This is a genomic window from Micromonospora sp. NBRC 110037 (genome assembly GCF_001652995.1).
Lineage (GTDB): Bacteria > Actinomycetota > Actinomycetes > Mycobacteriales > Micromonosporaceae > Micromonospora > Micromonospora chalcea.
Genome location: NZ_BBVA01000010.1, coordinates 101,384 through 124,583, shown reverse-complemented (window position 1 = coordinate 124,583; position 23,200 = coordinate 101,384). Strand labels below are relative to the sequence as shown.

Genomic DNA, 23,200 nt, shown 5'->3' with positions numbered 1-23,200 from the left:
GACGCCATCGAGTTGACGTTGTCCGTCAGGTCCCGCCAGGTGCCGGCGACGCCGCGTACCTGCGCCTGGCCGCCGAGCTTGCCCTCGGTGCCCACCTCACGGGCCACCCGGGTGACCTCGTCGGCGAACGACGACAGCTGGTCCACCATCGTGTTGACAGTCGACTTCAGCTCCAGGATCTCGCCCCGGGCGTCCACGGTGATCTTCTGCGACAGGTCACCCTTCGCCACCGCTGTGGTGACCGAGGCGATGTTCCGCACCTGGCTGGTCAGGTTCGACGCCATCGAGTTCACGTTGTCGGTCAGATCCCGCCACGTACCGGAGACGCCCTTGACCTGGGCCTGACCACCCAGCTTGCCCTCGGTGCCCACCTCACGCGCCACGCGCGTCACCTCGTCCGCGAACGACGACAGCTGGTCCACCATCGTGTTGACGGTGTTCTTCAGCTCCAGGATCTCGCCCTGCGCGTCCACGGTGATCTTCTGGCCCAGGTCGCCCTTGGCCACCGCCGTGGAGACCTGGGAGATGTTGCGGACCTGGCTGGTCAGGTTGCCGGCGAGCTGGTTCACGTTCTCGGTGAGGTCCCGCCAGGTGCCGGAGACGCCGCGCACCTGCGCCTGGCCGCCCAGCTTGCCCTCGATGCCGACCTCGCGCGCCACCCGCGTGACCTCGTCGGCGAACGACGACAGCTGGTCCACCATCGTGTTGACGGTGTCCTTCAGCTCCAGGATCTCGCCCTGCGCGGCCACCGTGATCTTCTGCGACAGGTCACCCTTGGCGACAGCCGTCGACACCTGGGCGATGTTGCGGACCTGCGCGGTCAGGTTCGACGCCATCGAGTTGACGTTGTCGGTCAGGTCCTTCCAGGTGCCGGCCACGCCCGGCACCTCGGCCTGGCCGCCCAGCTTGCCCTCGGTGCCCACCTCGCGGGCCACCCGGGTCACCTGCTCGGCGAACAGCCGCAGCGTGTCGGTGAGCGAGTTCATCGTGTCGGCCAGCTCGGCCACCTCGCCGCGCGCCCCGACCGTGATCTTCTGCGACAGGTCGCCCTTCGCGACGGCGGTGGCCACCTGCGAGATCGACCGCACCTGGCCGGTGAGGTTCGACGCCATGGTGTTCACCGAGTCGGTGAGGTCCTTCCAGGTGCCGGCCACGCCACGCACGTCGGCCTGGCCGCCCAGCTTGCCCTCGGTCCCCACCTCACGGGCCACCCGCGTCACCTCGTCGGCGAACGACGACAGCTGGTCCACCATCGTGTTCACCGTGCGGCCGATGCGCAGATACTCACCCCGGAGCGGACGACCGTCTATCTCCAGCGCCATGTGCTGGGAGAGGTCACCGTCGGCGACCGCCACGATCACCCGGGCGATCTCCGTGGTGGGCCGGCCCAGGTCGTCGATGAGCGAGTTGACCGCCCGCTGCCCCTCCGCCCAGGAGCCGTCCAGGCCCTCGTCGTCCAGGCGCTCGGTGAGCCGGCCGTCGCGGCCGACGATCCGGCTGATCCGGCGCAGGTCCAGGTGCTGCCGCTCCTGCAACGACACCACGTCGTTGAAGGCGTCAGCGACCTCACCGGGCAGTCCGGCCCGGCGCGGCAGGCGTACCCGCAGGTCACCGTGCGCCACCCGGCGCAACGCGTCGACCAGCTCGCCGAGGAGCACCTCGTGGTCGGGCGCGGACGGGTCCGCGGTCACCGACTGTTTTGCCGTGGTCATGGTTCCTCGCTCCGCTCGGGCTCGTGCCGTCACGCGGCCATCCCATCATTCTGCCGCGCGATCCGTCGAGGTCACGGCGTGCAACCGCGCGTCACGCGCCGTATCCGCCCGACTGGCCGGTTCGCCGGACCCTTGGCACCCGGGGCCGGACCGGTGGAGGATACGGAGGTGTCAGCGGAGGCGGGGGCCACTCGGAGCGGCGGTGCGGACGAGCACGTCCGCCGCGTCCGCCTCCCCGCAGACCGCCGCACCCCGGCGGCGGCCCGCGCGGTGGTACGCACCATGCTGCTCGAAGCGCGGCTGCCCGAACTGCTGAACGAGGCGCTGCTGCTCACCACCGAGCTGACCACGAACGCCGTCGAACACGCGCGCACCGAACTGGACATCGAGGTCGAAGCCGACCCGAACGGCCTCACCGTCACCGTCACCGACTTCGCCTCCGGACCCGTCGACGAACTGATCGTCGGCGTGCGCAACACCACCTCCGACATCACCGAAGTGGCCGCGCGGGGACGCGGACTGCTGCTCGTCGACCACTTCTCCAGCCGGTGGGGCACCACGTACCTGCCCACCGGCAAGGGCGTCTGGTTCCGCCTCGACCGGCCCGGCCCCTGCGGGCCCGCCCGCCCGTCGGCCGGCCCACCGCCGGTGACCGAGCCGGAACGGACCGGCGACGGTACGCCCAGCGCCGCCGCGATGAGCGAGTTGATGCAGATCACCCCCGACCCGTACGCCGACGAGCCACTGCCCGAGTTCGCGACCGCCCTGCTGAGCCGGGTCGGCGAGATGGTCGGCGCCGCCGGTGGCACGGTCCGGCTGGACCGGGGCGACGGGCTCGGCACCCAGGTGTTCGCCCGGTACGGCCGGCACCCGCGTGAGAGCAACGAACTGCTGCGCGTACCGCTCGCCGTGCACCGCCCGTACACCGGTGAGCTGGAACTGGACGCCGCGCCCTCCACGTACGCGCGGCCGCTGGCGGTGCTGGCCGCCGAGCGGCTGTCGCTGCACCTGGAGAACGACCGGCTGCGCCGCGCCGACGTACGCCGGTCCACCTGGCTGACGTTCCTCGCCGAGGCCAGCGAACTGCTCGCCCAGTCGCTGGACGTCGAACTGACCATGGCGCTCATCCCGCAGCTCGTGGTGCCCCGGCTCGGCCAGTGGTGCGCCGTGCACACCACCGACGAGTGGGGGCGGCTGCGTCTCGCCGCGTCCAGCCACGCCGACGAGGCCATGCTGCCGCAGCTGCACCGGATCCTCCAGGAGACCGGCCCGGACTCGATCCAGTCCCGGCTGCGCGAGGCGTCCCGCAACGCCGCCCAGGTGCCGCTCGGTGGGCCGATGGAGGGCTTCGCCGTACCGCTGATCGCCCGTGGCCAGCGGCTCGGCACCCTCGCCGTGGGCCGGCACCAGCGGCACCGGCACGACCCGGACGAGGTCTCGGTGCTGGAGGACGTGGCCCGCCGCGCCGCCCTCGCCATCGAGAACGCGCGCATCCACGCCGAACGTCGCCGGGTCGCCCAGACGCTCCAGCAGTCGCTGCTGCCGCCGGTGCTCCCGGTGGTCGAGGGCATCGGCTTCGCCGCCGAGTACGTCCCGACCGGCGACGACGCGGAAGTCGGCGGCGACTTCTACGACGTGGTCCCGCTGCCGGACGGCCGCTGGCTCGTGGTGGTCGGCGACGTATCCGGCAAGGGCGTGCAGGCGGCCGCCGTGACCGGCCTGGTCCGGGACGTGATCCGGGTCCTCGTCGGCGACGGCAAACCGCTGCCCGAGGTGCTCAGCCGGCTCAACGAGACGCTCGTCGAGCGCGGCGGCGGACGCTACTGCACGCTGGCGCTGGCGGCCGTCTCACCCGGCGACGGCGACCAGCTCGACGTCTCGCTGCACCTGGCCGGCCACGACCGCCCGGTGCTGCTGCACGGTGGAGGCGGCGCCACCTTCGTCGGCACCGGCGGTACGGCGCTGGGCCTGCTCGACACGATCACCACGCCGACCGCCGAGCTGGCGCTCAAGCCCGGCGACGCGCTGATCTTCTACACCGACGGGGTCACCGAGCGGCGGCGCGGACGCGAGCTGTTCGGCACCGAACGGCTGCGCGAGTCGGCGGCGCCGCTGGCCGGGTACTCGGCCGACGTGGTCGCGGCACGGCTGCGCGCGGCGACGATCGCCTTCTCGGTGGAGCCACCGCGCGACGACATAGCCGTCCTGGTCCTCCGAAACGACACCCCGTAGCCCTCTCCCCGCGCCCCGCCCCCGGTTCCGACCCCGGTTCCGACCCGGCGGTGATCAAGGAGTTTGTGGCCTGGGGAGGCGCGAAACGTGACACAAACTCCTTGATCACGACAGTGGTGGGGAGTGCGGGTTGTCGGTGGCGGGTAGGCGGCGCCAGCTCGCCGAAGTGGCGGCATCCGGCGCACGTGGACACAACCACCACCCCGAACTGGTGCCTGCCGGTGCCGCGCCCGCTGGGACGGGCATCCAGTGTGGAGGCAGGTCGGGGTGCCGGGTGAGCAGGCCGAGGCGGGCCGGATTCAGAGACCACCGGGGAGGCGGCCGGGGGCCAGCCGGTGGTGCGGGTCCAGGTGGGCCTTGGCGCTGCGCAGGCGCGGCAACGCGGGCAGCTCGCCCCAGAGGTCCACGGCACGGCGCACCGCCGGCGGCGCGGCCACCACCACACACCGGCCTCGCCGGGCGATCAGCACGCTGCGGACGGCGGTGAGGATCGAGGCGACCCGCTCCGGCGGCAGCGCGCCGGGCAGGGCGGCGTGCACCGCGCCGCTGCCGGCCGAGCCGCGTACCGGCACGGGGGTGCCGGCGGCGTCGCGCAGCGCGTAGACGGCGGCGTGCAGGTCGTTGATCGGCACCTCGATGCGCAGCGCGGTGTCTCCGGGCGCGAAGGGATAGCGCCCCCACCACTCCGGCGCGTGGTGGCTGACCATCGCCGGGGCGCCGAGCACGGCGGTGAGCCGTTCGGCCCGCTCGGTCACGTCGGCCGGGCCGCCCTCCAGGAGCACCACCAGGTTGCCCGCCGCGGGTCGGCCGGTCACGGCCGGGTGATCGGGGCGGTTGATCACCGACGGGTGCGTGGCCGGAATCCGGCGACGGGGCAACGGCACCGGCACGGGCAGGTCCAGCTCGACGGCGGCCGGGCCGACGCCGGACGCCAGTACGGCACGGACCAGGTCGTGCACCTCCAGCGGGGTCCAGACCGGACGGGACACCCAGACCCGGCTCGCGGGCACGGCCTGCACCCGCATGGTGGCCGAGACCAGCACGCCGAGCCCGCCCTGCGAGCCGCAGAGCAGCCGTGCCACGTCCAGCCCGGGCATCCCACCCCGACCGAGGATCGCATCGCCACCACCGCGACCCGGACCTCCGTCGGCACCGGCATCGGCCGCCGGAGCGCGTCCGCCCGGACGGCCACCGCCAACACCCGGGGCGGCCCGGCCGAACGCCTCCGTGCCGGACTCGCCGACGCTCACCAACTCGCCGTCGGCGTCGAGATAGCGCACGCCGATGAGCTGGGCGCACGGGCTGCCGTGCCGGTGCCGCAGCGGACCGGACTCGTCGGCGGCGAGCACCCCGCCGAGCGTCGCGCCCGGCGAGGGCGCGTCGACAGGCAGCCGCCGGTTGGTACGCGCCAGCGTGGCCTGGACGGCGCGCAGCGGCGTACCGGCGCCGATCTCGGCCACCGCCGCAGCATGCGGCTCGTGCCAGACGCCGGCGAGGCGGCCGGTGTCGAGCATGATGTCCACCTGCGCCGGAGCGGCGCCCCAGTCGATCTTCGTGCCGGCGCCACGGGGCACCACTGTCAGGTCGTACGCCGCGGCCAGCCGCAACACCTCGGCGGCGGCGTGCGGGCCGCCCGGCACGGCCACCCAGCGGGCGGTACGCCCGGCCACCTCGTCGGCCGGGCCGGCGAAGCGGGCGAACGGCGAACCACAGATCTCCGCCAGCTTCCGGGTGATGTCGAGGGCTCCGGGTCGGTTGGTGGAACGAGCTGCATCCGCCATGGCGCTTATCGTACACATGTTCGAAAGCCCTGGCGGCGAGTCGCCGGATTCGCGCGGCGGGCGGCCCCGGCGGCGGTCCGGCGCCCGGTAACGTGGCGCCGTGACCGAAACCCCACTGCCCGTCGCCAAGCGCGTCCCGACCGAGCGCGTCCATCACGGTGACACAGTCCTCGACGAGTACGCCTGGCTCGCCGCCAAGGACGACCCGGACACGATCGCCTACCTGGACGCCGAGAACGCGTACACCGAGGCGCGCACCGCCCACCTGGCCGAGTTGCGCGCGGAGCTGTTCGAGGAGACGCGCCGGCGCACCCAGGAGACCGACCTGTCGGTGCCGACCCGCAAGGACGGTCACTGGTACTACACCCGCACCGTCGAGGGGCAGCAGTACGGCGTGCACTGCCGCCGCGCGGTCCGCCCCGGCGAGACCGCGCCCCCGGTCAGCGCCGACGGCGCGCCGCTCGACGGCGAGGAGGTGCTGCTCGACGGCAACCAGCTCGCCGAGGGGCACGACTTCTTCTCGCTCGGCGCGTTCGACGTCAGCCCGGACGGCCGCTGGCTGGCCTACTCCACCGACTTCTCCGGCGACGAGCGCTTCACGCTGCGGATCAAGGACCTGACCACCGGCGAGTCGCTGCCGGACGAGGTGCCGGACACGTTCTACGGCACGGCGTGGTCGAGCGACGCCTCGACGCTGTTCTACGTGACGGTGGACGATGCGTGGCGGCCGAACCGGGTCTGGCGGCACACGGTCGGCACGTCGTCCACCGAGGACGTGGTGGTCTACCAGGAGGACGACGAGCGGTTCTGGGTCGGCGTCGAGCTGACCCGCTCCGAGCGCTTCGTGGTGATCGACATCCACAGCAAGATCACCAGCGAGGTGCGGGTCATCCCGGCCGCCAACCCGACCGGCGAGCCCGCCGTCGTGGCCCCGCGGCGTCAGGGCATCGAGTACGCGGTGGAGCACCACGGCCACCGCTTCCTGATCCTGCACAACGACGGCGCGGAGGACTTCGCGCTCGCGTACACCTCGGCGGACGCGCCGGGCGAGTGGACGCCGCTGATCCCGCACACGCCGGGCACCCGGCTGGAGGCGGTCGACGCGTTCGAGAACCACCTCGTGGTGTCGCTGCGCGCCAACGGGCTGACCGGTCTGCGGGTGCTGCCGGTCGGCAGCGACGACAGCTGGGACATCGACTTCCCCGAGCCGATCTACAGCGTCGGGCTGGACGCGAACCCGGAGTACCGCACGAACGAGGTACGGCTGCGCTACACCTCGCTCGTCACCCCGGACTCGGTCTACGACTACGACCTGGTGACCCGGGAGCTGACGCTGCGGCGGCAGAAGCCGGTACGCCCCGGGCCGGACGGTCGGCCGTACGACCCGGCCGACTACGAGCAGCACCGGGACTGGGCGCTCGCCGACGACGGCACCCGGGTACCGATCTCGCTGGTCTGCCGCCGGGACACCCCGCGCGACGGCTCGGCGCCCGCCGTCATCTACGGCTACGGGTCGTACGAGGCGAGCATGGACCCGTGGTTCTCGATCGCCCGGCTGAGCCTGCTCGACCGCGGCGTGATCTTCGCGGTGGCGCACATCCGGGGCGGTGGCGAGCTGGGCCGGCGCTGGTACGACGAGGGCAAGCTGCTGGCCAAGAAGAACACGTTCACCGATTTCGTGGCCTGCGCCCGGCACCTGGTGAAGGCGGGCTGGACGGCGAGCGACCGGCTGGTCGCCCGGGGCGCCTCGGCCGGTGGCCTGCTGATGGGCGCGGTGGCGAACCTCGCCCCGGACGCGTTCACCGGGATCGTCGCGCAGGTGCCGTTCGTGGACGCGCTCACCTCGATCCTCGACCCGTCGCTGCCGTTGACGGTCACCGAGTGGGAGGAGTGGGGCAACCCGCTGGACGACCCCGAGGTGTACGCGTACATGAAGTCGTACACGCCGTACGAGAATGTGACCGCCGCCGACTACCCGGCCATCCTGGCGGTGACCAGCCTCAACGACACCCGCGTGCTCTATCACGAGCCGGCCAAGTGGATCGCCCGGCTGCGCGCGCTCGCGCCGGCCGGCGACTACCTGCTCAAGACCGAGATGGGCGCGGGCCACGGCGGGCCGAGCGGCCGGTACGACTCGTGGCGTGAGGAGGCGTTCGTCAACGCCTGGATCCTGGACCGCGTCGGCCGCGCGTGACGGGGTTCAGGCGGCCAGTGCCGCGGTGAGCACCTGCGGGTCGGCGTTGCCGCCGGTCACCACCGCGACGGTACGGCCGGTGGGCAGCTCGCCACTGTGGAAGAGCCGGGCGGCCAGGGCGACCGCGCCGCTCGGCTCGGCCACCAGTCGCGCGTCCCGGATCAGCCGGCCGGTGGCCGCCATGATCTCGTCCTCGGTGACCGTGACGATGCCGTCGAGCCGGTCCCGCAGGTGGGCCAGCGTCAACGCGGACAGGCTGGTCCGCAGCCCGTCGGCGCACGTCCGGTAGGTGCGTTCGACGTCCCAGACGACCACCTCACCGGCGGCGAGTGACTCCTGGGCGTCGGCGGCCAGCGCCGGCTCCACGCCGATCACGACGGCGGACGGGCGCAGCGCCTTGACCGCCGTGGCCACGCCCGAGCCGAGCCCGCCGCCGCCCACCGGCACCAGCACCACGTCCACGTCCGGCAGGTCGGCGACGATCTCCAGCCCGACGGTGCCCTGACCGGCGATGACAGCTGGATGGTCGAACGGCGGCACCAGCGTCGCGCCGGTCCCGGCCACGATCCGCTCCGCCTCGGCGAGCCGCCGGGCCGGCGGCACCAGCCGTACGTCCGCGCCGAGAGCCCGCATCCGGGCCACCTTGACCTCCGGCGCCCCCTCGGGGACCACCACCGTGCAGGGCGCGCCGAGGGCGCGGGCCGCGTACGCCAGGGCTTGCCCGTGGTTTCCCGACGAGTGGGTGACCACCCCCCGGGCGCGGGTCGCGGGATCGAGCCGGGCCACCGCGTGGGTGGCGCCGCGCAGCTTGAACGACCCCACCGGTTGCAGGTTCTCCGGCTTGAGCCACAGCTGATCGTCCCAGAGCACCGGCACCAACGGGGTCCGCAGCACGGTGCCGGCCACGTCCTCGGCGGCGGCGCGGATGTCGGCGATCGAGATCAGCTCCATCGCACCAACCTAGACTGCCGGCATGAGTGCGGAGGAGCCCTCGGCGGCGCGACGCGGACCGACCTGGCTGATCCTCGTGGTGGTGGCCGCCGCGCTCGTCGTCTGCTGCTGTTCGACGGTGATCGGGCTGGTCGTCGCCGGCTCCGCCGGGCTGCTCGGTCGCTGACCGCCGGGCCGGACGCCGGCCGTCCCGGCCCGGCGGGCGCCGCCGTCCGTGCCGCTCGCCGCCCCGTGCCGGCGAGCAAGCAACGTCAGCGGGTCCAGGCCGGGTTCCGTCCGGCCCGGCCGAGCAGCGCGTCCATGCTGGCCGGCGCCGCCTCGGTGGGCACCGGCGGGCCGAACGCGCCCATCTTCTGCCCCATGTCGCCCATCCGGTCCATGAACTCGTGCCCGGCCGACACCACGGCCGGATCCACTGTCAGCTCCTGGCCGGTGGCCCGAGCCAGGTCCCACCCGTGCACCGTGAGGTCGATCAGCGCCATCGACCCGACGGTCTCCTGTGGTAGTCCCATGCCGGGTGACACGCCCTCCAGCGCGGCCGGGTCGGACCAGGCCTCGGTGAGCCGGGCCGTCTCGGTCGCGAACCGGTCACGCCAGCCCTGGGTCAGGTGATCGGTCTTGCCGGACCAGTCGACCTCTTCCCGGCGGGCCAGCGCCTGGAAGTTGACCACCACGTCGAACAGGTGCCCGAGCAGGTCGCGCACCGTGTAGTCGGGGCACGGGGTGGGCAGGCCGAGCTGGTCGTCGGAGATGCCGCGAACCACAGCGACCGTACGCGGCGCCGCGACGGCGAGCAGCTCACTAGTCTTCGTGCTCATAGGGGCAGCGTATGAGGGCGGTCTTGAAGAAATGCGACACGAACCGCGGCGTGACAACCGGGGCATCCTCGATCCGGGCCGGCTGCGGCAGCAGGTCCGGTTCCGGCGCCGGATGGCCGCCCCGGCGTTGCGCCGGTGGGTGGAGCACTACTGGTTGATCGACTGGGATCTGACCGAGCCGTTCGAGCAGCGGGTGGTGCCGCACCCCACCGTGAACGTGGTGTTCCAGGCGCAGGAGGGCGCGCCCGAACAGGGCGAGATCGCCGGCGTCGACACCGGCCTGTTCGCCGTCACGCTGCACGGCGTCGGCCGGGTCTCCGGCGTCCAGTTCCGCCCGGGCGGCTTCCGGCCGTTCTGGCGGCGCCCGGTCGCCGAACTGACCGGCCGGCGCGTGCCGATCCCCGGCGGGCCGATCTGCCCGGGGACCGACGACGAGCGCTGCGCGAGGCTGGACGAGCTGCTGACCTCGTGGCCGCCGGTCGCGGATCCGCTCGCCGCGGAGGCCACCGCGCTGGTCGAGGAGATCCGCGCCGACCGGACCGTGCTTCGGGTGACCGACTTCGCCCGGCGGCGCGGCGTCTCCGTCCGCCGGCTCCAGCGCCTCTTCCTCGACCACGTGGGCGTCGGTCCGAAGTGGGTGATCCGCCGCTACCGGCTCCAGGAGGCGATCGAACAGGCCGCCGCCGGGCCGCTGGACTGGTCGCGGGTCGCCGCCGACCTGGGGTACGCCGACCAGGCCCACCTGGTCCGCGAGTTCACCGCCGTCGCCGGGGTCTCGCCCGCGGCGTACGCCCGCTCGCTGGCGGCCCTGCGGCCGTGACGCGGGTCAGGCCTGCCGAGCGCGGGCCAACCCTCACTCCGCGCGGTTACGCAAGGTGACAGTCGGCCCGAGCGGCGGGCCTCGCCTCGCGCCGACTTTGCTCTGCAGCCACTGACGCAACGCACACCGACGGTGACGGTGGCGGTGCGACGCCGCCGACCATGGTCAACAGGAAGCGCCTGCTCAGGCGCCTGCTGCACCGATGGCTGCAGAGCAAAGTCGGCAGCAAGCCCACTCACTCGCCCGGCGGCGGCCGTGACGCAGTGTTACAGGCAGCTTGGCTACGGTACGTGACCGGGAACGCGCGTCAGCGGCGGCGGACCGCCACCACCGCAACGTCGTCCTGGATCTCCGGCGGCGCCAACTCGACCAGCAGCCGCTGGCAGAACTGGTCCAGGTCGTCGTCCACCCGGGCGGCGGCCACGCCGAGCGCCGCCATGCCGTCGTCGATGGTGGCGTCCCGCCGCTCGATCAGCCCGTCGGTGTAGAGCACGAGCGTCGCCCCGGCGGGAAGCACGAACTCCAGGTCGGGCGGGCGCGGCGCGCGTACCCCGAGCAGCGGCGCGGACTGCGCCACGAACTCGACCCGGCCGTCCCGGCTCAGCAACGCCGGCAGGTGCCCGGCGCTGGCCATCCGGACCAGCCCGGTCGACGGCTGGAGCAGCAGCACGCAGATGGTGGCCAGCTCATTCGGCAGCAGGTTGCGCATCAGCTCGTTGACCCGGTCCAGGATCACCCCGGGCTGATGGCCCTCGACCGCGTACGCCCGTACCGCGTGGCGCAGCTCGGCCATCACGGTGGCCGCGTGCAGCGAGTGCCCGGCCACGTCACCGATCGCCACCAGCAGGTGCCCGTCGAGCATCACCAGCTCGTAGAAGTCGCCGCCCACCTCGGTCTGCGCACTCGCCGGCTCGTAACGCACGGCCAGGTCCAGGCCCACGACGTCGGGCAGCCGCTGCGGCAGCAGGCTGCGCTGCAACGTCACGGCGATCCGGTGCTCCTCGTCGAAGGAGCGCTGCGCCTCCACCGCCGAGGCGACGGCCTGGGCGAGCTGCACCAGCACCGGCGTACGGACGGTCTGGGTGGCGGTCGGCACCACCACGTACAGCGGGGCGCGGTCCTCCCGCAGCCGGGAGGCGGCCACCGTCACCGTGTCCCCGTCCGGCCAGCCCGTCAGCGCCCAGTTGCCCGGGTCGTCGACCCGTACCCGGGTGCCGATCGGCACGCCGGTGTCGTCCACCACCCACGGCACGATCGTGGCCGGCGTGTGCGGGTCGACCGCCACCCCGGCCAGGCAGTCCCCGTCGAACGTCTCGGCGACCACCGCCGCGGGGGCCTTGAAGATCCGCGCCGCGCCGCTCGCTGCCGCCTCCAGCAGCCGGACGAAGTTCGGCGTCGCGTGCATCTCCACCGTGGCGTCGGCGAGCGCGGCGAGCCGCTCGGCGAGCTGCTCGGCACGCAGCCGGGCCTGGTAGTAGCGCAGCACCGCGTGCGCGGTGGCGACCAGTTCCTCCGGCTCGATCGGCTCGGCCAGGTAGGCGTCCGCGCCCCGGGTGAGACCCTGCGCCCGGTCGACCACGTCCACCGCGTGGGCGGAGACGTGGATGACCGGAATGTACGGGTGCGTCTCCTTGATCCGCTCGCACACCTCGAAGCCGCTCATGTCGGGCAGCCGCACGTCGAGCACCACGAGGTCGACGTGCTCACGGGCCACCCGGTCCAGCGCCTCCGTGCCGTTCTCCGCCTCCACGGTGACGAAACCGGCCCGGGTGAGCCAGTTCACCAGCAGGTACCGCTTGGGGCCGCTGTCGTCGACCACCAGCACGGTCACCGGCCCGCTGTCCACCGTCACGCTCCGCCCGCGGGAAGGACCACTGTGAACGTGCTGCCCCGGCCGGTTTCGCTCGTCAGCTCCAGCGTCCCGCCGAGCAGCGTGACCAGCCGCCGCGCGTACGGCAGGCCGAGCCCGGTGCCACCGACCCGCGTCGTGCCGGGCACCTGGTAGAACTCCTCGAAGACCCGCTCGTGCAGTTCGGGCGGGATGCCGACGCCGGTGTCGGTGACCGACAGCGTCCACTGCTCGCCCCGGCGCTCGGCGCGCAGGCGTACCTCGCCGCGCTCGGTGAACTTCAGGCCGTTGTGCAGCAGGTTGCGCAGCACCTGGGCGAGCAGCACCTCGTCCGAGCGGAGCGTCGCCGGGGCCGGGGGCTCCTCGACCACAAGCTCCACATCGGAGCGGACGGTGAGCGCCCGCAGCGTGCCGCGCAGCTGCCCGAACACCGCGCGCAGGTCGACCTCGGACCAGTCCGGCTCGATCCGGCCCGACTCCGCCTTCGCCAGGTCGAGCAGCTCGTTGACCAGCCCCAGCAGGTCACCGGCGGAGGACCGGATCAGCCCCACCTGGCGGGCCTGCTCGCCGGTGAGCGGGTCGGAGGCGGAGTCGGCCAGCAGCCGGGCCAGACCGATGATCGCGGTGACCGGCGCGCGCAGCTCGTGGCTGACGTTGGCGAGGAACCGGCTCTTCGACTCGCTCGCGGCCCGCAGCTGCGTGGACTTCTCCTCCAGCTCGGCGTAGAGCGCCACCACGCCCCGGTTGGTCTCCTCCAGCTCCTCGGTGAGCTGGTTGTAGAGCGCCATCACGCCCCGGTTGGTCTCCTGCAGTTCGGAGTTGAGCACCGCCAGCTCGTCGCGCTGGCTGCGTACCTCGTCGAGGGCCGCGATGAGCTGGGAGTTCTGCGCGGCCAGCTCGTCCAGCGCGGAGGCCGGAGCACGCTCGGCCAGCTCGGCCCGGAGCCGGCCGGCGCGTTCCGGCGTCAGCTCCTCGGCGTGGTCGGGCACCCGTCTGGACATCCTCACGACGGTATCGCCCTCGACGGCCACGACCTGCAACGTGTCCACCAGACGCGCGACGGCGCCGGACTTCGGCTCGTACCGGCCGCCTGGCAGTGGACGCAACGGCGACAGGTCGACCTGGAGGATCCGGCGGCCCACGGCGTCCCGGTCGAGAGCGAACGTGACGTCCGCGCCGTCGGCGCCGCTCAACAACTCCCGGGCCACCTCGCTGAGCGCGGTGGCGATCCGCACCTGGTCCTGGTGTTCCAGCCCGACCGCCGCGGCCACCTCGCGGCCGCGCTGCCGGACCAGGAAGATGTCCTGCTCGACCCGGAGTGCCAGGTGCAGAAGGGGTTCGGTCATGCCGCCCCCCGCGCGACCAGGACGCAGGCGTCGTCGCGACGGATGGCGGCGTCACGCAGCAGCGTCGCGGCGGCCAGCAACGGGTTGCGCCCGGCCAGCCCGGGGTAGTCGTCCAGGTCCCAGCGATCCACCACCCCGTCACTGTGCATGACCAGGGTGGAGTCACGCGAGAAGGGGTAGTCGTACCCGCGGATCGCCGGACGCTGGTGCCCGGCGATGCCCGGCAGCGAGACGAGCCCGCGCCGCCGCTCGCCCGGCGCGACGATCATCGCGGCGATGTTGCCCAGGCCGGCGAAGCGGAGCAGCCCGGCGGCGGGATCCGGTTCGGCCACCGCGAGCGCCGCGCCCCGGGTGTGCGACATGGCGGCGTGCAGGTGCCGCACCACGACGTCCGGCGGCCCGTCCGGCGCCGAGCGGAACGCGGACACGGCGGCCCCGGTCGCGGCGGCGGCCAGTGGCCCGTGGCCGAGGCCGTCGGAGACCAGCACCTGGCGACGGCCGTCCACCTCGCGCACCGCGTACCCGTCGCCGCTGCTCTGCTCGCCGGTGATCGGCCGGGCCAGCCCGGCCGCCCAGTCCGGCTCCGGCGGCGCTCCGTCCCAGACCTGGACGACCAGGACCGTGCCCCGGCCGGGCGTCGAGTAGCCGTCGAACCGGCTCGACTGCCGGGTGATCGCGCCGAGCCCGATGCCGAGCGTGCCGGCGGTGGAGTGACCGTCGACCGACGAGAGCGTGAGGTCGGCCATGCCGGGGCCGGAGTCGATGGCCACCAGTTCCACCCCGGCCCGTCCGGCCCGGCGCGCCGGGCGCAGCAGGAGCGTGCCCTCGCGGGCGTGCTTGACCAGGTTGCTGGTGATCTCGGCGGTGACGATGGCCAGGTCCGCGACACGATCGGTGCTCAGTTCGAGCTGCCGGCCGAGACGCTCGGCGGCCCGGCGTACGCCGCCGGCGGTCGCGCCGTTGTCGACCCGGAACCACACCCCGTGGTCGGGGACCACGTCGGCGGTCATCGCGACCACTTGGTGACGGTGATCCTCGTCCCCTCGCCGACAGCCGTCTGGATGTCGAAGTCGTCCACCAGCCGGCGGGCCCCGCTGAGCCCGAGGCCCAGCCCGCCCCCCGTGGTGTAGCCGTCGGTCAGCGCCAGGTCGAGGTCGGGGATGCCCGGCCCTTCGTCGGCGAAGAGGATCCGTACGCCACGCCGGCGGCCGTCCTCCACTGTGCTCACCTCGGCGCTGCCCCCGCCGCCGTAGATCAGCGTGTTGCGGGCCAGCTCGCTGGCGGCGGTCACCAGCTTCGTCTGGTCGACCAGGGAGAGCCGGACCGCGACGGCCGTGGTACGCACCAACTGCCGGACCCGCACCACGTCCTCGTCGCTGCGGATCGCCTGCGTCGCCGGCACGCCGAGGTCGACGCCCGTGGTCATGCCGTCGCCGTCGTCTCGGTGTCCTCGTCGTCGGCGCCCTCGTCCCACTCGTCGGCCCGGCTGGCCGCGATCAGCTCCATGCCGCGCTCGACGTTCAGCGCGGTACGGATGCCGTTGAGCGACAGCCCCAGCTCGACGAGCGTGATGGCGACGGCCGGGCGCATGCCGACCACCACCGTCTCGGCGTCCAGCACCTTCGAGATGGACGCGATGGTGGAGAGCATCCGGCCGACGAAGGAGTCGACGATGTCCAGCGCCGTGATGTCGATGATCACGCCGTGGCAGCCGGTGGCGACGATCCGCTCGGCCAGGTCCTCCTGCAACTGGATCGCCGTCTGGTCGGACATGTCGACCTGGATGGAGACCAGCAGGATGTCGCCGATCTTGAGGATCGGCACCCGTTCCATCAGGACTCCCGCCGCGGGCGGCGAGCGGTGGTCTCGACCCCGGTCAGGCGCAGCACGTGGCGCAGCGCGTCGGCGAGGCTCGCCTTGGTGGCGATGTCGCCGAACTCGATGCCGAGGGCGACGATCGTCTGGGCGATCTGCGGGCGGATGCCGGAGATGATGCAGTCGGCGCCCATCAGCCGGGCGGCCACCACGGTCTTGAGGATGTGCTGCGCGACCTGGGTGTCCACCGCCGGCACGCCGGTGATGTCGATGATCGCGTACGGCGAGCCGGTGTCGACCAGGGTCTGGAGCAGCCGCTCCATCACCACCTGGGCGCGGGCCGAGTCCAGCGTCCCGACCAGCGGGACGGCGACCACGCCCTCCCAGAGCTTGACCACCGGGGTGGACAGCTCCAGCAGCTGCTCCGCCTGGTCGGCGATCAGGCTCTCCCGGGCCCGGACGAACGTCTCGAACGTGAACAGGCCCATCTGGTCGACGAGCGCGGAGAAGGCGACGAAGTCGCGCAGGGTGTCGTCACCCTTCTCCTCTTCCATCAGCTCCAGCAGGGCGTCCTTGCACGCGAACACGCTGATCGCGGTCTCGGTGGCGGAGAACCCCTGCCGGGCCCGGTTGGTGGACAGCTCGGACAGCACCGCCCGCAGCTCACCGCCGTGCTCGTCGGCCAGGTCGGAGACGCCCTGGCGACCGGCGTCGACCAGCGCGCGGTGCAGTTCCTGGACCTGCCGGGCCAGCTCGGCCCGGCTCAGGCGACCGCGCAGCGAACTGGCGACGATCTCCGTCCAGCGGTTGGTCAGCCGGTCCGCGTGCTGACTGAGCAGGTGGGCGAGCCGACCACCCTGTTCGGCGCTCAACGCCATCCTGACCTCCCTGATTTGGACGGGCGGACTCTATCACCGGGGGCTGACGCGGTACTTGTCGCGGAGCAAAGAATGATCGACCGCACCCGTGACCGCTCCCGTTCTGCGCGGCGCGCCCGTCGTGGGATACCGTTTCCCCCGAACACAGGAGGTCGACGAATGTCCTTGACGGTGCACACGGAACAGCGCGGCGACGTGGTCGTCGTGTCGGTCGCGGGCGAGCTGGACATGGCCACGGCACCGCAGCTGCAGGACCAGATCACGGATCTGCTGGACAAGGGGCGCAACCGCCTGGTCTTCGACCTGGCCGAGGTGTCGTTCTGCGACTCCACGGGCCTGTCCGTGTTCGTCCGGGCGAAGAACAACTGTGACGAGGCCGGCGGCGTCGTCCGGCTGGCCGCTCCGCAGCGCGGCGTGCTGCGCATCCTCGAGGTCAGCGGGCTGGTCGAGGTGCTGCACACGTACCCGACCGTTGAGCAGGCCGTCGCGGGCGATCCCACCCCGCCCTCCTCCTGACCGGTTCCGCTCAGCGCTCGTCCTCGATGTAGCGGGGACGGGCGATCACCATGCCCGCAGCCGTCTGCACGGCCAGCGCCACCAGCAGGAAGCCGATCGGGGCGGTCCAGCCGCCGGTCGCCTCGTAGAGGATGCCCACCAGCAGCGGTCCGAGCGCCGCGATGACGTACCCGGTGCTCTGCGCGAACGCGGACAGCGCCACGGTGCCCTCGGCGGTCCGGGCGCGCAGCCCGATCGTGGTCAGGATGAGCGGGAACGCGCCCTGGCCGAGTGCCAGCAGCAGCACCCACAGCGGCGCCAGGCCGCGCGGGGCCAGCGCCAGGCCGGTGTACGCGGCAGCGGAGAACACGGTGAGTGACAACACGAGTGGCCGGAGCGTGGCCAGCCGGCCGGCCAGCGTCGGCATCATCAGTGCCACCGGCACGCCCAGCGCGGTCACGCCGGCGAGCAGCAGCCCGGCCGCCTCCGGGCGGTACCCGGCGTCCCGGAAGAGCTGGGCCAGCCAGCCCATGATCGCGTACCCGCTGAGCGACTGCGCCCCGAAGTAGACCGCCATGGCCCAGCCGAGCCGGGTCCGGGCGGGTTGCACCCGCGCCCGGGCGGCGACGGCCACCGCCGGGGGCGCGGCCCGTCGCGCGGCGCGGGCCCGCAGCGCCAGCGGCACCCACGGGAGTACGGCCAGCGCGGCCAGCCCGGCCCAGACGCCGAGTCCGGCCCGCCAGGAGCCGAAGGCGTGCGCCACCGGCACCGCCGCGGCGGCGGCCACCGTCGTGCCCACCGTCAGGGCCATCGTGTACGCCCCGGTGACGAGTCCGGTGCGGTGCGAGAAGTGCTGCTTGACGAGCATCGGCAGCAGGATGTTCGCCACCGCGATGCCGGCGAGCGCGAGCGCGCTGGTGAGCACGAAGACCGCCGCCGAGCCGGTGAGCGCGCGCAGCACCTGCCCGACGGTGAGCGCCAGCATGGCGAGCACCAGCACTCGGGGCGCGGCCCAGCGGCGCACCAGCCACGGGGTGAGCGCGCCCAGGCCGGCGAACGCGATGGTGGGCAGCGTGGTGACCAGGCCGGCCATCGCCCCGGAGAGGCCGAGACCGACCCGGACCTCGTCGAGCAGCGCGCCGAGGCTGGTCACCGCCGCGCGCAGGTTCAGCGCGACGAGCAGCATCCCGGTCAGTACGAGCAGGCCGCCTCGGACCGCACGGGGCGCCGGGGTGGGGACGGCCGCGGATCCGGCGCCCGGGGCGGGCACTGTCGCGGCGGGCGCGGGTGGCGGAGTCATGACCTCGAACCTACAATCATGGGATGAATTTCGGCACGAGGTGTAACCGGTGACACCCGCCGTGGATTCCGTCGTCGTGCCGCCGCGCGGTCACCGGGTCCGCCAGACCATCGAGCAGCTCCGGGAGCGGATCCTCGGCGGAGAGTGGCCGGTGGGCGGGCGCATCCCGACCGAGCCGCAACTCGTCGCCGAGCTCGGTGTGGGCCGGAACACGGTCCGCGAGGCGGTCCGGGCGCTCGTGCACGCCGGGGTGCTCGTGTGCCGGCAGGGCTCCGGCACGTACGTGGTGTCGACCGACGAGCTGGCCCCGGTGGTGGCCCGCCGGCTCACCGACGACCGGATGACCGAGGTGATCGAGGTCCGGCGCGCGTTCGAGGTGGAGGCCGCCCGGCTCGCCGCGTTGAGGCGTACCCCTGAGGACCTGGTGGCGCTCGACGGCGCGCACGCGGCCCGGGAGGCCGCGTGGCGCGGCGGCCGGGTGGACGAGTTCGTCGAGGCGGACGCCGCGCTGCACACCGCCGTGGTGGCGGCCGCGCACAACGCCATGCTGGCCGAGCTGTACGCCTCGGTCGGCGCCGCGCTGCGCAGCACCGTGGCCCAGGCGATGGGCGAGGCGCTGACCCCGGAGCGGTACGTGGATCACGGCCGGCTGGTGGAGGCGATCCGGGCCGGCGACCCGCAGCGGGCGGCGATCGAGGCCGGTGCTTTTCTCGAAGGGCCCGCCGGGGCATAGGTTGTCCCCGACGCAGACTCATCAGGGCACGGGAGTACGGATGCTCAAGGGCTTCAAAGACTTCATCATGCGCGGCAACGTCGTCGACCTGGCGGTCGGTGTCGTCATCGGCGCGGCTTTCACCGGCGTGGTGACCCAGCTCACCAAGTCGTTCCTGGAACCGCTGGTACGCGTGTTCATTGCGCTGATCACCGGCAGCAAGAACGGGCTCACCGGCTCGACCCCCGAGTTCCGGGGCATCCCGTTCGACTGGGTGGCGTTCGTCAACGCGGTGATCACGTTCGCGCTCACCGCGGCGGCGCTGTACTTCCTGGTCGTCTACCCGATGAACAAGCTCGCCGAGCGCCGCAAGCGCGGCGAGGAGCCGCCGCCGTCGGCCCCGAGCGAGGAGGTCAAGCTGCTCACCGAGATCCGTGACGCGCTGCTCGCCGGCAACCACGGCACGCCGGGGCAGCGCAGCGCCCTGGACGACGTGCTCGGCCGCCGGCAGGAGCCGCCCGCGCCGCGCTGACGCCATAGCCGATCGGCCCCCGCGACAATCTCGCGGGGGCCGACGTGTATCGAACACATGTTCGATAGAGTCCGGGCATGGAGCAGCGCAGGCACTGGTGGAACGGGAAATGGGGACGCCTCGCCCGGCGTGACGTCTTCCTCCGGGTGGACGGCGACCGCTGGCACGTCGAGCAGCGGGCCGGCGGCGCCGAGGGGGTTTCCCGGTTCTACGAGCACGCCAGCGTCGAGGAGGCGGAGGAGACGGTCCGGGCGCTGCTGGACGGCACCGACACGTGGCGCGAACTGTCCCCCCGCCCGCCGGGCGGCTGGGCCCCGTCCGTTTAGCGCCCGCGCGACCCGGGAACCGCTGCCGTATGAGCCAGCAGCAGGACACTGTCTCCCGGGTCACCACCGGCATGCGGGTGGTCGACTCCGCAGGCGTCGAGGTGGGCACAGTCGATCTCGTCCAGCGCGGCGACCCGGCCGCGGTGACCGTGCAGGCGCCCGCGCCGGTCGACCCGGGCAGCAGCCTGGACGAGCTGATCGAGTCGGCTGCGGTCGAGGAGCCGGACGTACCGGCCGACCTGGCCGCGCGACTGCTGCGCGACGGCTACCTCAAGGTCTCCACCGAGCTGGTCCGCACCGGCGCGGTCTACGTGCTGGCCGACCGGATCGCCGCGGTGCACGACGGCGCGGTACGCCTGACCGTCCCGGCCACGGAGCTGCCCGCCGAGGAGTGACGCCCGCCGAGGTGATGGATTTGTCACCCGCAGTAATAGGTGATCAATGCAAGTTGCCCGGAAAAGCCGCCCGTCAATCCCCTTGCGCAGAGTCTCAATGCCATGACTTTGCGCTTTAATCGCTGATGAACGACTTGATCGTTGATCTTCAAAAACATTGCGCGCGCTCTGGTATCTACATCGGCCTCTCGCCACGGATAGTAATTGGCGAACCAAGGGGGCCGAGGGGGAACAATGAACGAAGCGCTGGCGGAACCGCTCACCGGATATCAGGTGGTGGCCGTGGCCACTGCCGTCGCCGCAGTGGTGGCGGGCCTGGTGCGGGCCTACGTGGCATACCGCGCCCGGATGAACGAGGAACGCGAGGCGACAACACGCACCACAGCGCGGGTCACGTGGCTGATCCGGCTGGCCGAGGCGGACCATGACGTCGTACGGATCGTGGAGCGCGATCGCGACGGGCATCGGGAGGTCGAACTGGGCGGGCGCGGCGCGTCGAAGCCCGGCCCCGTCGAGGAGGCGGCGTGACAGACATCAAGGGCACCGCCGCTCTCACACCGGATCCCGACGACAACGACGCTCTGCGCGAGGCGGAGGCGGCCCGCCTGAAGGCCGTTCACGACCGGGAGTTCGCCGAATTCACCGAAGGCTCGTACCACACCGTGGAACGGATTCTCCGGGCGAGATGCCGGGACCGTCAGGCGGTGGAGGACGCGCTTCACGAAGCCTTTCTGCACGGTCGGGTCGAGTGGTCCAAGCTCCGCGACCACGTCCGGCCGATCGGGTGGATCGTCCGTACGGCGCGGTTCAAGATGCTGAAGGATCACGACCGACGACTGCGGGAGGCCGCGGTGGCGCCGGAGGACCTGCCGCCGTCGTCCCACTCGGACATCGCTGACGCGTGGGAGGCGCAGGAGACGCTGCGCGGCTGGTTGCACCAGTTGCCGGTACGGCACGCCGAGGTGTTCCAGATGTCGAAGGAGGGCTTCTCCAACCAGGAGATCGCCCGCGTCCTCGGCCTGACCGAGAACAGCGTCCGCTCCTACAAGGCCGCCGCCAAGAAGGAGCTGTGCGAACTGGCCGAGAAGGCCGGCTTCACCCGCTCGGAGAGCGAGCGGCGGCAGGGGGCCGGCCGTGGATCTCGATGACATCCTGGCGCTCGCCGAGACCACACCCAGCCCGTTGGAGCTCGCGCGCGCCCGCCGGGTGGCGCGGACCGTGCAGAGCCAGCACGACCTGTCCCTCGCCGAGGGCTACAAGATCATCGTCGACACCGACCTCACCGATCCCCTGACCTGGGACGCCGACGAGGCCGTCCGGGTCACCCGCGCCGCCCAGTTGGCGAAGCAGGGCACCGTCACCTGGCTGCCCGGTGACCGCGACGCGGAGCGCTTCGAGCGGCTCTCCTGGTCCGACGAGATGGCGATGATCGTCGGGCACGCGCCGGGAACGCTCCGCCTCACCCCGCGGACGCTCGCCGACCTCGTTCATCCCGCCGATGTCGAGCGCGTCCTCGCCGCGGTGCGGACGGCGTGGGAACAGAGCCGCCCCGACGAGATCGGCTTCCGGGTGGTCCAGCCCGGAGGCAGCGTCCGCCACGTGTACTGCCACCTCGAGATCCTCACCGACGCGGGCCGGCCGGTCGGCGTCATCGCCACCGGCGAGGACATCACCGCGCTCGAACTCGCCCGCCAGGAGCAGCGCCGGCTCGCCGTACGCAGCCGGATGCTCGGCCCCGACCCGGCCGTCCGGGACGTGCTCACCGGGCTCCAGACCCGCGGGTACGTGATCGACGAGGTCGACCGGGCGCGGCGCACCACCGGCGGCGCCCTGATCGTCGTGGCGACCGAACCGGCCACCCGGCTGCCCGACGCGCTGACCGACGAGGACCGCGACCAGGTGACGGCGGAGATCGCCCGGACCCTGCGCGCAGTCGCCGGGGACGGCGTCACCAGCGGGCTGGTGGGTTCCGGCTCGTGGGGCCTACTGCTCGCCCCCCGGGACGACGCGGGGAAGGCCGAGGCCCTGGCCGCCCGGATCGTGGACAAGTTCCGGAACCATCTGTTCAGCGTCCGGCAGAAGCCCCTGCGGCTCAACACCTCGGCCGGCGTGGTCCATTTCGACAACGACATCCCGGACACCGGCTTCGACCTTCTCGTGGACGGCGAGCACGCGGCCCGCGACGCGCACCGCAACGCCACCGCCGTCAAGGTCCTGGAGCGGCCGGTCGCCGAGCGGGAACGGACGGACCGGTGCCGCCGCCGGATTCACCGCGCCGTCTCGGCCAACCGGTTCGCCCTGTACGCCCAGCCCATCATCGATCTCGGGCTCAATCAGGTGGCCCGTCACGAGATTCTGCTGCGCGTTCGCAGCGACACCGGTGAACCGGTCGCGCCGTGGGCCTTTCTCGACATGGCCGAGCGGGTCGGCGAAATCCTGGCGGTGGACAAGTGGGTCATCGACCACGCTCTGGAACTGATCGGCCGCGGGGCACAGACCTCCCATTACCAGGTGAACATTTCCGGGAAGTCGCTCGCCGACCCGGGACTGCTCGCTTTCGTGACCGGGGCGATCCACCGGCACCACGTCAAGCCGGAATGCCTGACGTTCGAAATCACCGAGACCGCGCTCATCGAGAACCGCAACGAGGCGCTGGCCTTCGCCACCGGAATCAGAGAGGTCGGCTGCCACCTGGCGCTGGACGACTTCGGCACCGGATACGGCGCCCTCGCCCAGCTCAAATACCTGCCGGTGGACCTGGTGAAGATCGACGGCGCGTTCATCGTCGACCTGTGCCGGTCGCCGGCCGACCAGGCTGTGGTGTCGGCGCTCGTCGAACTGTGCCACACGCTCGGCATCCGGGTCGCCGCCGAGTACGTCCAGGACCAGGAGACCCTCGATCTCCTGCGCGCCGCGGAGGTCGACTTCGCGCAGGGCTACCAGATCGGGCGGCCGGAACCGATAACTGTGAGCCAGGAGGAGGTGCAGAGCATCGAACTCGAACTGCGGCTCCCGCCTCAGCAGACCGCCATGGGATGACCGGT

23 protein-coding genes are annotated in these 23,200 nt (G+C 72.6%); 12 read left to right on the top strand and 11 right to left on the bottom strand.

Annotated elements, in window-relative coordinates; all coding sequences use genetic code 11:
• A partial coding sequence (locus tag A4R25_RS25940; RefSeq protein WP_197494973.1) for a HAMP domain-containing protein occupies positions 1-1,712 on the bottom strand: 1,712 nt, incomplete at its 3' end.
• A gap of 168 nt (positions 1,713-1,880) precedes the next feature.
• On the opposite strand from A4R25_RS25940, the gene A4R25_RS25935 reads away from it, so the two are divergent.
• Positions 1,881-3,944 carry a SpoIIE family protein phosphatase gene (locus tag A4R25_RS25935; RefSeq protein ID WP_064448397.1) on the top strand — a complete coding sequence of 688 codons (2,064 nt, stop codon included), beginning with the start codon at positions 1,881-1,883 and terminating at the stop codon, positions 3,942-3,944.
• A gap of 299 nt (positions 3,945-4,243) precedes the next feature.
• Here A4R25_RS25935 and A4R25_RS25930 read toward each other — a convergent pair whose 3' ends face one another.
• On the bottom strand, positions 4,244-5,725 hold the full coding sequence (locus A4R25_RS25930; protein ID WP_064448396.1) for an FAD-binding oxidoreductase: 1,482 nt from the start codon (positions 5,723-5,725) through the stop codon (positions 4,244-4,246).
• A gap of 100 nt (positions 5,726-5,825) precedes the next feature.
• Between A4R25_RS25930 and A4R25_RS25925 the strand changes: the two genes are divergently transcribed.
• A complete protein-coding gene (locus A4R25_RS25925; RefSeq protein ID WP_064448395.1) occupies positions 5,826-7,919 on the top strand; it encodes a S9 family peptidase in 2,094 nt (697 codons plus the stop codon).
• A gap of 6 nt (positions 7,920-7,925) precedes the next feature.
• Here the strand turns inward: A4R25_RS25925 and A4R25_RS25920 are convergent, their stop codons facing one another.
• Positions 7,926-8,870 (bottom strand): threonine/serine dehydratase, encoded by a 945-nt coding sequence (locus A4R25_RS25920; RefSeq protein WP_064448394.1) that lies wholly within the window; start codon positions 8,868-8,870, stop codon positions 7,926-7,928.
• A gap of 22 nt (positions 8,871-8,892) precedes the next feature.
• Here A4R25_RS25920 and A4R25_RS31595 point away from each other — a divergent pair, with 22 nt between their 5' ends.
• Positions 8,893-9,036, top strand: a complete 144-nt coding sequence (locus A4R25_RS31595) for a hypothetical protein (RefSeq protein WP_166455678.1) — start codon at positions 8,893-8,895, stop codon at positions 9,034-9,036.
• Positions 9,037-9,121: 85 nt separating this feature from the next.
• On the opposite strand, the gene A4R25_RS25915 is transcribed toward A4R25_RS31595, so the two are convergent.
• Complete coding sequence (locus A4R25_RS25915; protein ID WP_064448393.1) at positions 9,122-9,688, bottom strand: TIGR03086 family metal-binding protein; 567 nt, start codon at positions 9,686-9,688, stop codon at positions 9,122-9,124.
• Positions 9,689-9,719: 31 nt separating this feature from the next.
• Here A4R25_RS25915 and A4R25_RS25910 point away from each other — a divergent pair, with 31 nt between their 5' ends.
• Positions 9,720-10,508 (top strand): AraC family transcriptional regulator, encoded by a 789-nt coding sequence (locus A4R25_RS25910; RefSeq protein ID WP_064448392.1) that lies wholly within the window; start codon positions 9,720-9,722, stop codon positions 10,506-10,508.
• A 307-nt stretch (positions 10,509-10,815) separates the two neighbouring features.
• Here A4R25_RS25910 and A4R25_RS25905 read toward each other — a convergent pair whose 3' ends face one another.
• Genes A4R25_RS25905 through A4R25_RS25880 form a run of 6 tightly spaced genes read right to left on the bottom strand, consistent with a single transcriptional unit; the run spans position 10,816 to position 16,396 of the window.
• Complete coding sequence (locus tag A4R25_RS25905) at positions 10,816-12,354, bottom strand: SpoIIE family protein phosphatase (protein WP_064448474.1); 1,539 nt, start codon at positions 12,352-12,354, stop codon at positions 10,816-10,818.
• A gap of 2 nt (positions 12,355-12,356) precedes the next feature.
• Positions 12,357-13,703 carry a sensor histidine kinase gene (locus A4R25_RS25900; RefSeq protein ID WP_064448391.1) on the bottom strand — a complete coding sequence of 449 codons (1,347 nt, stop codon included), beginning with the start codon at positions 13,701-13,703 and terminating at the stop codon, positions 12,357-12,359.
• Positions 13,700-14,713, bottom strand: a complete 1,014-nt coding sequence (locus A4R25_RS25895; RefSeq protein ID WP_043330732.1) for a SpoIIE family protein phosphatase — start codon at positions 14,711-14,713, stop codon at positions 13,700-13,702. The genes A4R25_RS25900 and A4R25_RS25895 overlap by 4 nt, the downstream gene beginning before the upstream one ends.
• Positions 14,710-15,129 (bottom strand): ATP-binding protein, encoded by a 420-nt coding sequence (locus tag A4R25_RS25890; RefSeq protein WP_043327430.1) that lies wholly within the window; start codon positions 15,127-15,129, stop codon positions 14,710-14,712. Before A4R25_RS25890 ends, A4R25_RS25895 begins: the two co-directional genes overlap by 4 nt.
• Positions 15,126-15,536, bottom strand: a complete 411-nt coding sequence (locus A4R25_RS25885) for an STAS domain-containing protein (RefSeq protein WP_043327433.1) — start codon at positions 15,534-15,536, stop codon at positions 15,126-15,128. Before A4R25_RS25885 ends, A4R25_RS25890 begins: the two co-directional genes overlap by 4 nt.
• Positions 15,536-16,396 (bottom strand): STAS domain-containing protein, encoded by an 861-nt coding sequence (locus A4R25_RS25880; protein ID WP_043327435.1) that lies wholly within the window; start codon positions 16,394-16,396, stop codon positions 15,536-15,538. Before A4R25_RS25880 ends, A4R25_RS25885 begins: the two co-directional genes overlap by 1 nt.
• Positions 16,397-16,555: 159 nt before the next feature.
• On the opposite strand from A4R25_RS25880, the gene A4R25_RS25875 reads away from it, so the two are divergent.
• A complete protein-coding gene (locus A4R25_RS25875; RefSeq protein ID WP_064448390.1) occupies positions 16,556-16,912 on the top strand; it encodes an STAS domain-containing protein in 357 nt (118 codons plus the stop codon).
• 10 nt (positions 16,913-16,922) lie between these two features.
• On the opposite strand, the gene A4R25_RS25870 is transcribed toward A4R25_RS25875, so the two are convergent.
• On the bottom strand, positions 16,923-18,191 hold the full coding sequence (locus A4R25_RS25870) for an MFS transporter (protein ID WP_064448389.1): 1,269 nt from the start codon (positions 18,189-18,191) through the stop codon (positions 16,923-16,925).
• Positions 18,192-18,240: 49 nt separating this feature from the next.
• On the opposite strand from A4R25_RS25870, the gene A4R25_RS25865 reads away from it, so the two are divergent.
• The 7 genes from A4R25_RS25865 (at position 18,241) to A4R25_RS25835 (ending at position 23,195) form a co-directional block, all read left to right on the top strand.
• Entirely contained in the window at positions 18,241-18,924 is a 684-nt protein-coding gene (locus A4R25_RS25865; protein ID WP_064448388.1) for a FadR/GntR family transcriptional regulator, read from the top strand.
• A 40-nt stretch (positions 18,925-18,964) separates the two neighbouring features.
• On the top strand, positions 18,965-19,435 hold the full coding sequence (gene mscL, locus A4R25_RS25860) for a large conductance mechanosensitive channel protein MscL (RefSeq protein ID WP_064448387.1): 471 nt from the start codon (positions 18,965-18,967) through the stop codon (positions 19,433-19,435).
• 77 nt (positions 19,436-19,512) lie between these two features.
• Positions 19,513-19,761 (top strand): hypothetical protein, encoded by a 249-nt coding sequence (locus tag A4R25_RS25855; RefSeq protein ID WP_026268772.1) that lies wholly within the window; start codon positions 19,513-19,515, stop codon positions 19,759-19,761.
• A gap of 29 nt (positions 19,762-19,790) precedes the next feature.
• Positions 19,791-20,156, top strand: coding sequence for a hypothetical protein (locus tag A4R25_RS25850; RefSeq protein ID WP_043327443.1), 366 nt, complete (start codon positions 19,791-19,793; stop codon positions 20,154-20,156).
• A 234-nt stretch (positions 20,157-20,390) separates the two neighbouring features.
• Positions 20,391-20,684 (top strand): hypothetical protein, encoded by a 294-nt coding sequence (locus tag A4R25_RS25845; RefSeq protein ID WP_064448386.1) that lies wholly within the window; start codon positions 20,391-20,393, stop codon positions 20,682-20,684.
• The gene (locus A4R25_RS25840; RefSeq protein ID WP_104112727.1) at positions 20,681-21,304 is read left to right on the top strand and encodes an RNA polymerase sigma factor; all 624 of its coding nucleotides are present in this window, start codon (positions 20,681-20,683) and stop codon (positions 21,302-21,304) included. The genes A4R25_RS25845 and A4R25_RS25840 overlap by 4 nt, the downstream gene beginning before the upstream one ends.
• On the top strand, positions 21,291-23,195 hold the full coding sequence (locus A4R25_RS25835) for a GGDEF domain-containing phosphodiesterase (RefSeq protein WP_064448385.1): 1,905 nt from the start codon (positions 21,291-21,293) through the stop codon (positions 23,193-23,195). The genes A4R25_RS25840 and A4R25_RS25835 overlap by 14 nt, the downstream gene beginning before the upstream one ends.
• Positions 23,196-23,200: the final 5 nt, after the last annotated feature.

Coding starts and splice junctions, on each gene's coding strand:
- A4R25_RS25930 (WP_064448396.1), bottom strand. CDS start 5,725: ATGGCGGATGCAGCTCGTTCCACCAACCGACCCGGAGCCCTCGACATC.
- A4R25_RS25920 (WP_064448394.1), bottom strand. CDS start 8,870: ATGGAGCTGATCTCGATCGCCGACATCCGCGCCGCCGCCGAGGACGTG.
- A4R25_RS31595 (WP_166455678.1), top strand. CDS start 8,893: ATGAGTGCGGAGGAGCCCTCGGCGGCGCGACGCGGACCGACCTGGCTG.
- A4R25_RS25915 (WP_064448393.1), bottom strand. CDS start 9,688: ATGAGCACGAAGACTAGTGAGCTGCTCGCCGTCGCGGCGCCGCGTACG.
- A4R25_RS25910 (WP_064448392.1), top strand. CDS start 9,720: ATGCGACACGAACCGCGGCGTGACAACCGGGGCATCCTCGATCCGGGC.
- A4R25_RS25900 (WP_064448391.1), bottom strand. CDS start 13,703: ATGACCGAACCCCTTCTGCACCTGGCACTCCGGGTCGAGCAGGACATC.
- A4R25_RS25895 (WP_043330732.1), bottom strand. CDS start 14,713: ATGACCGCCGACGTGGTCCCCGACCACGGGGTGTGGTTCCGGGTCGAC.
- A4R25_RS25890 (WP_043327430.1), bottom strand. CDS start 15,129: ATGACCACGGGCGTCGACCTCGGCGTGCCGGCGACGCAGGCGATCCGC.
- A4R25_RS25885 (WP_043327433.1), bottom strand. CDS start 15,536: ATGGAACGGGTGCCGATCCTCAAGATCGGCGACATCCTGCTGGTCTCC.
- A4R25_RS25880 (WP_043327435.1), bottom strand. CDS start 16,396: ATGGCGTTGAGCGCCGAACAGGGTGGTCGGCTCGCCCACCTGCTCAGT.
- A4R25_RS25875 (WP_064448390.1), top strand. CDS start 16,556: ATGTCCTTGACGGTGCACACGGAACAGCGCGGCGACGTGGTCGTCGTG.
- A4R25_RS25870 (WP_064448389.1), bottom strand. CDS start 18,191: ATGACTCCGCCACCCGCGCCCGCCGCGACAGTGCCCGCCCCGGGCGCC.
- mscL (WP_064448387.1), top strand. CDS start 18,965: ATGCTCAAGGGCTTCAAAGACTTCATCATGCGCGGCAACGTCGTCGAC.
- A4R25_RS25855 (WP_026268772.1), top strand. CDS start 19,513: ATGGAGCAGCGCAGGCACTGGTGGAACGGGAAATGGGGACGCCTCGCC.
- A4R25_RS25850 (WP_043327443.1), top strand. CDS start 19,791: ATGAGCCAGCAGCAGGACACTGTCTCCCGGGTCACCACCGGCATGCGG.
- A4R25_RS25845 (WP_064448386.1), top strand. CDS start 20,391: ATGAACGAAGCGCTGGCGGAACCGCTCACCGGATATCAGGTGGTGGCC.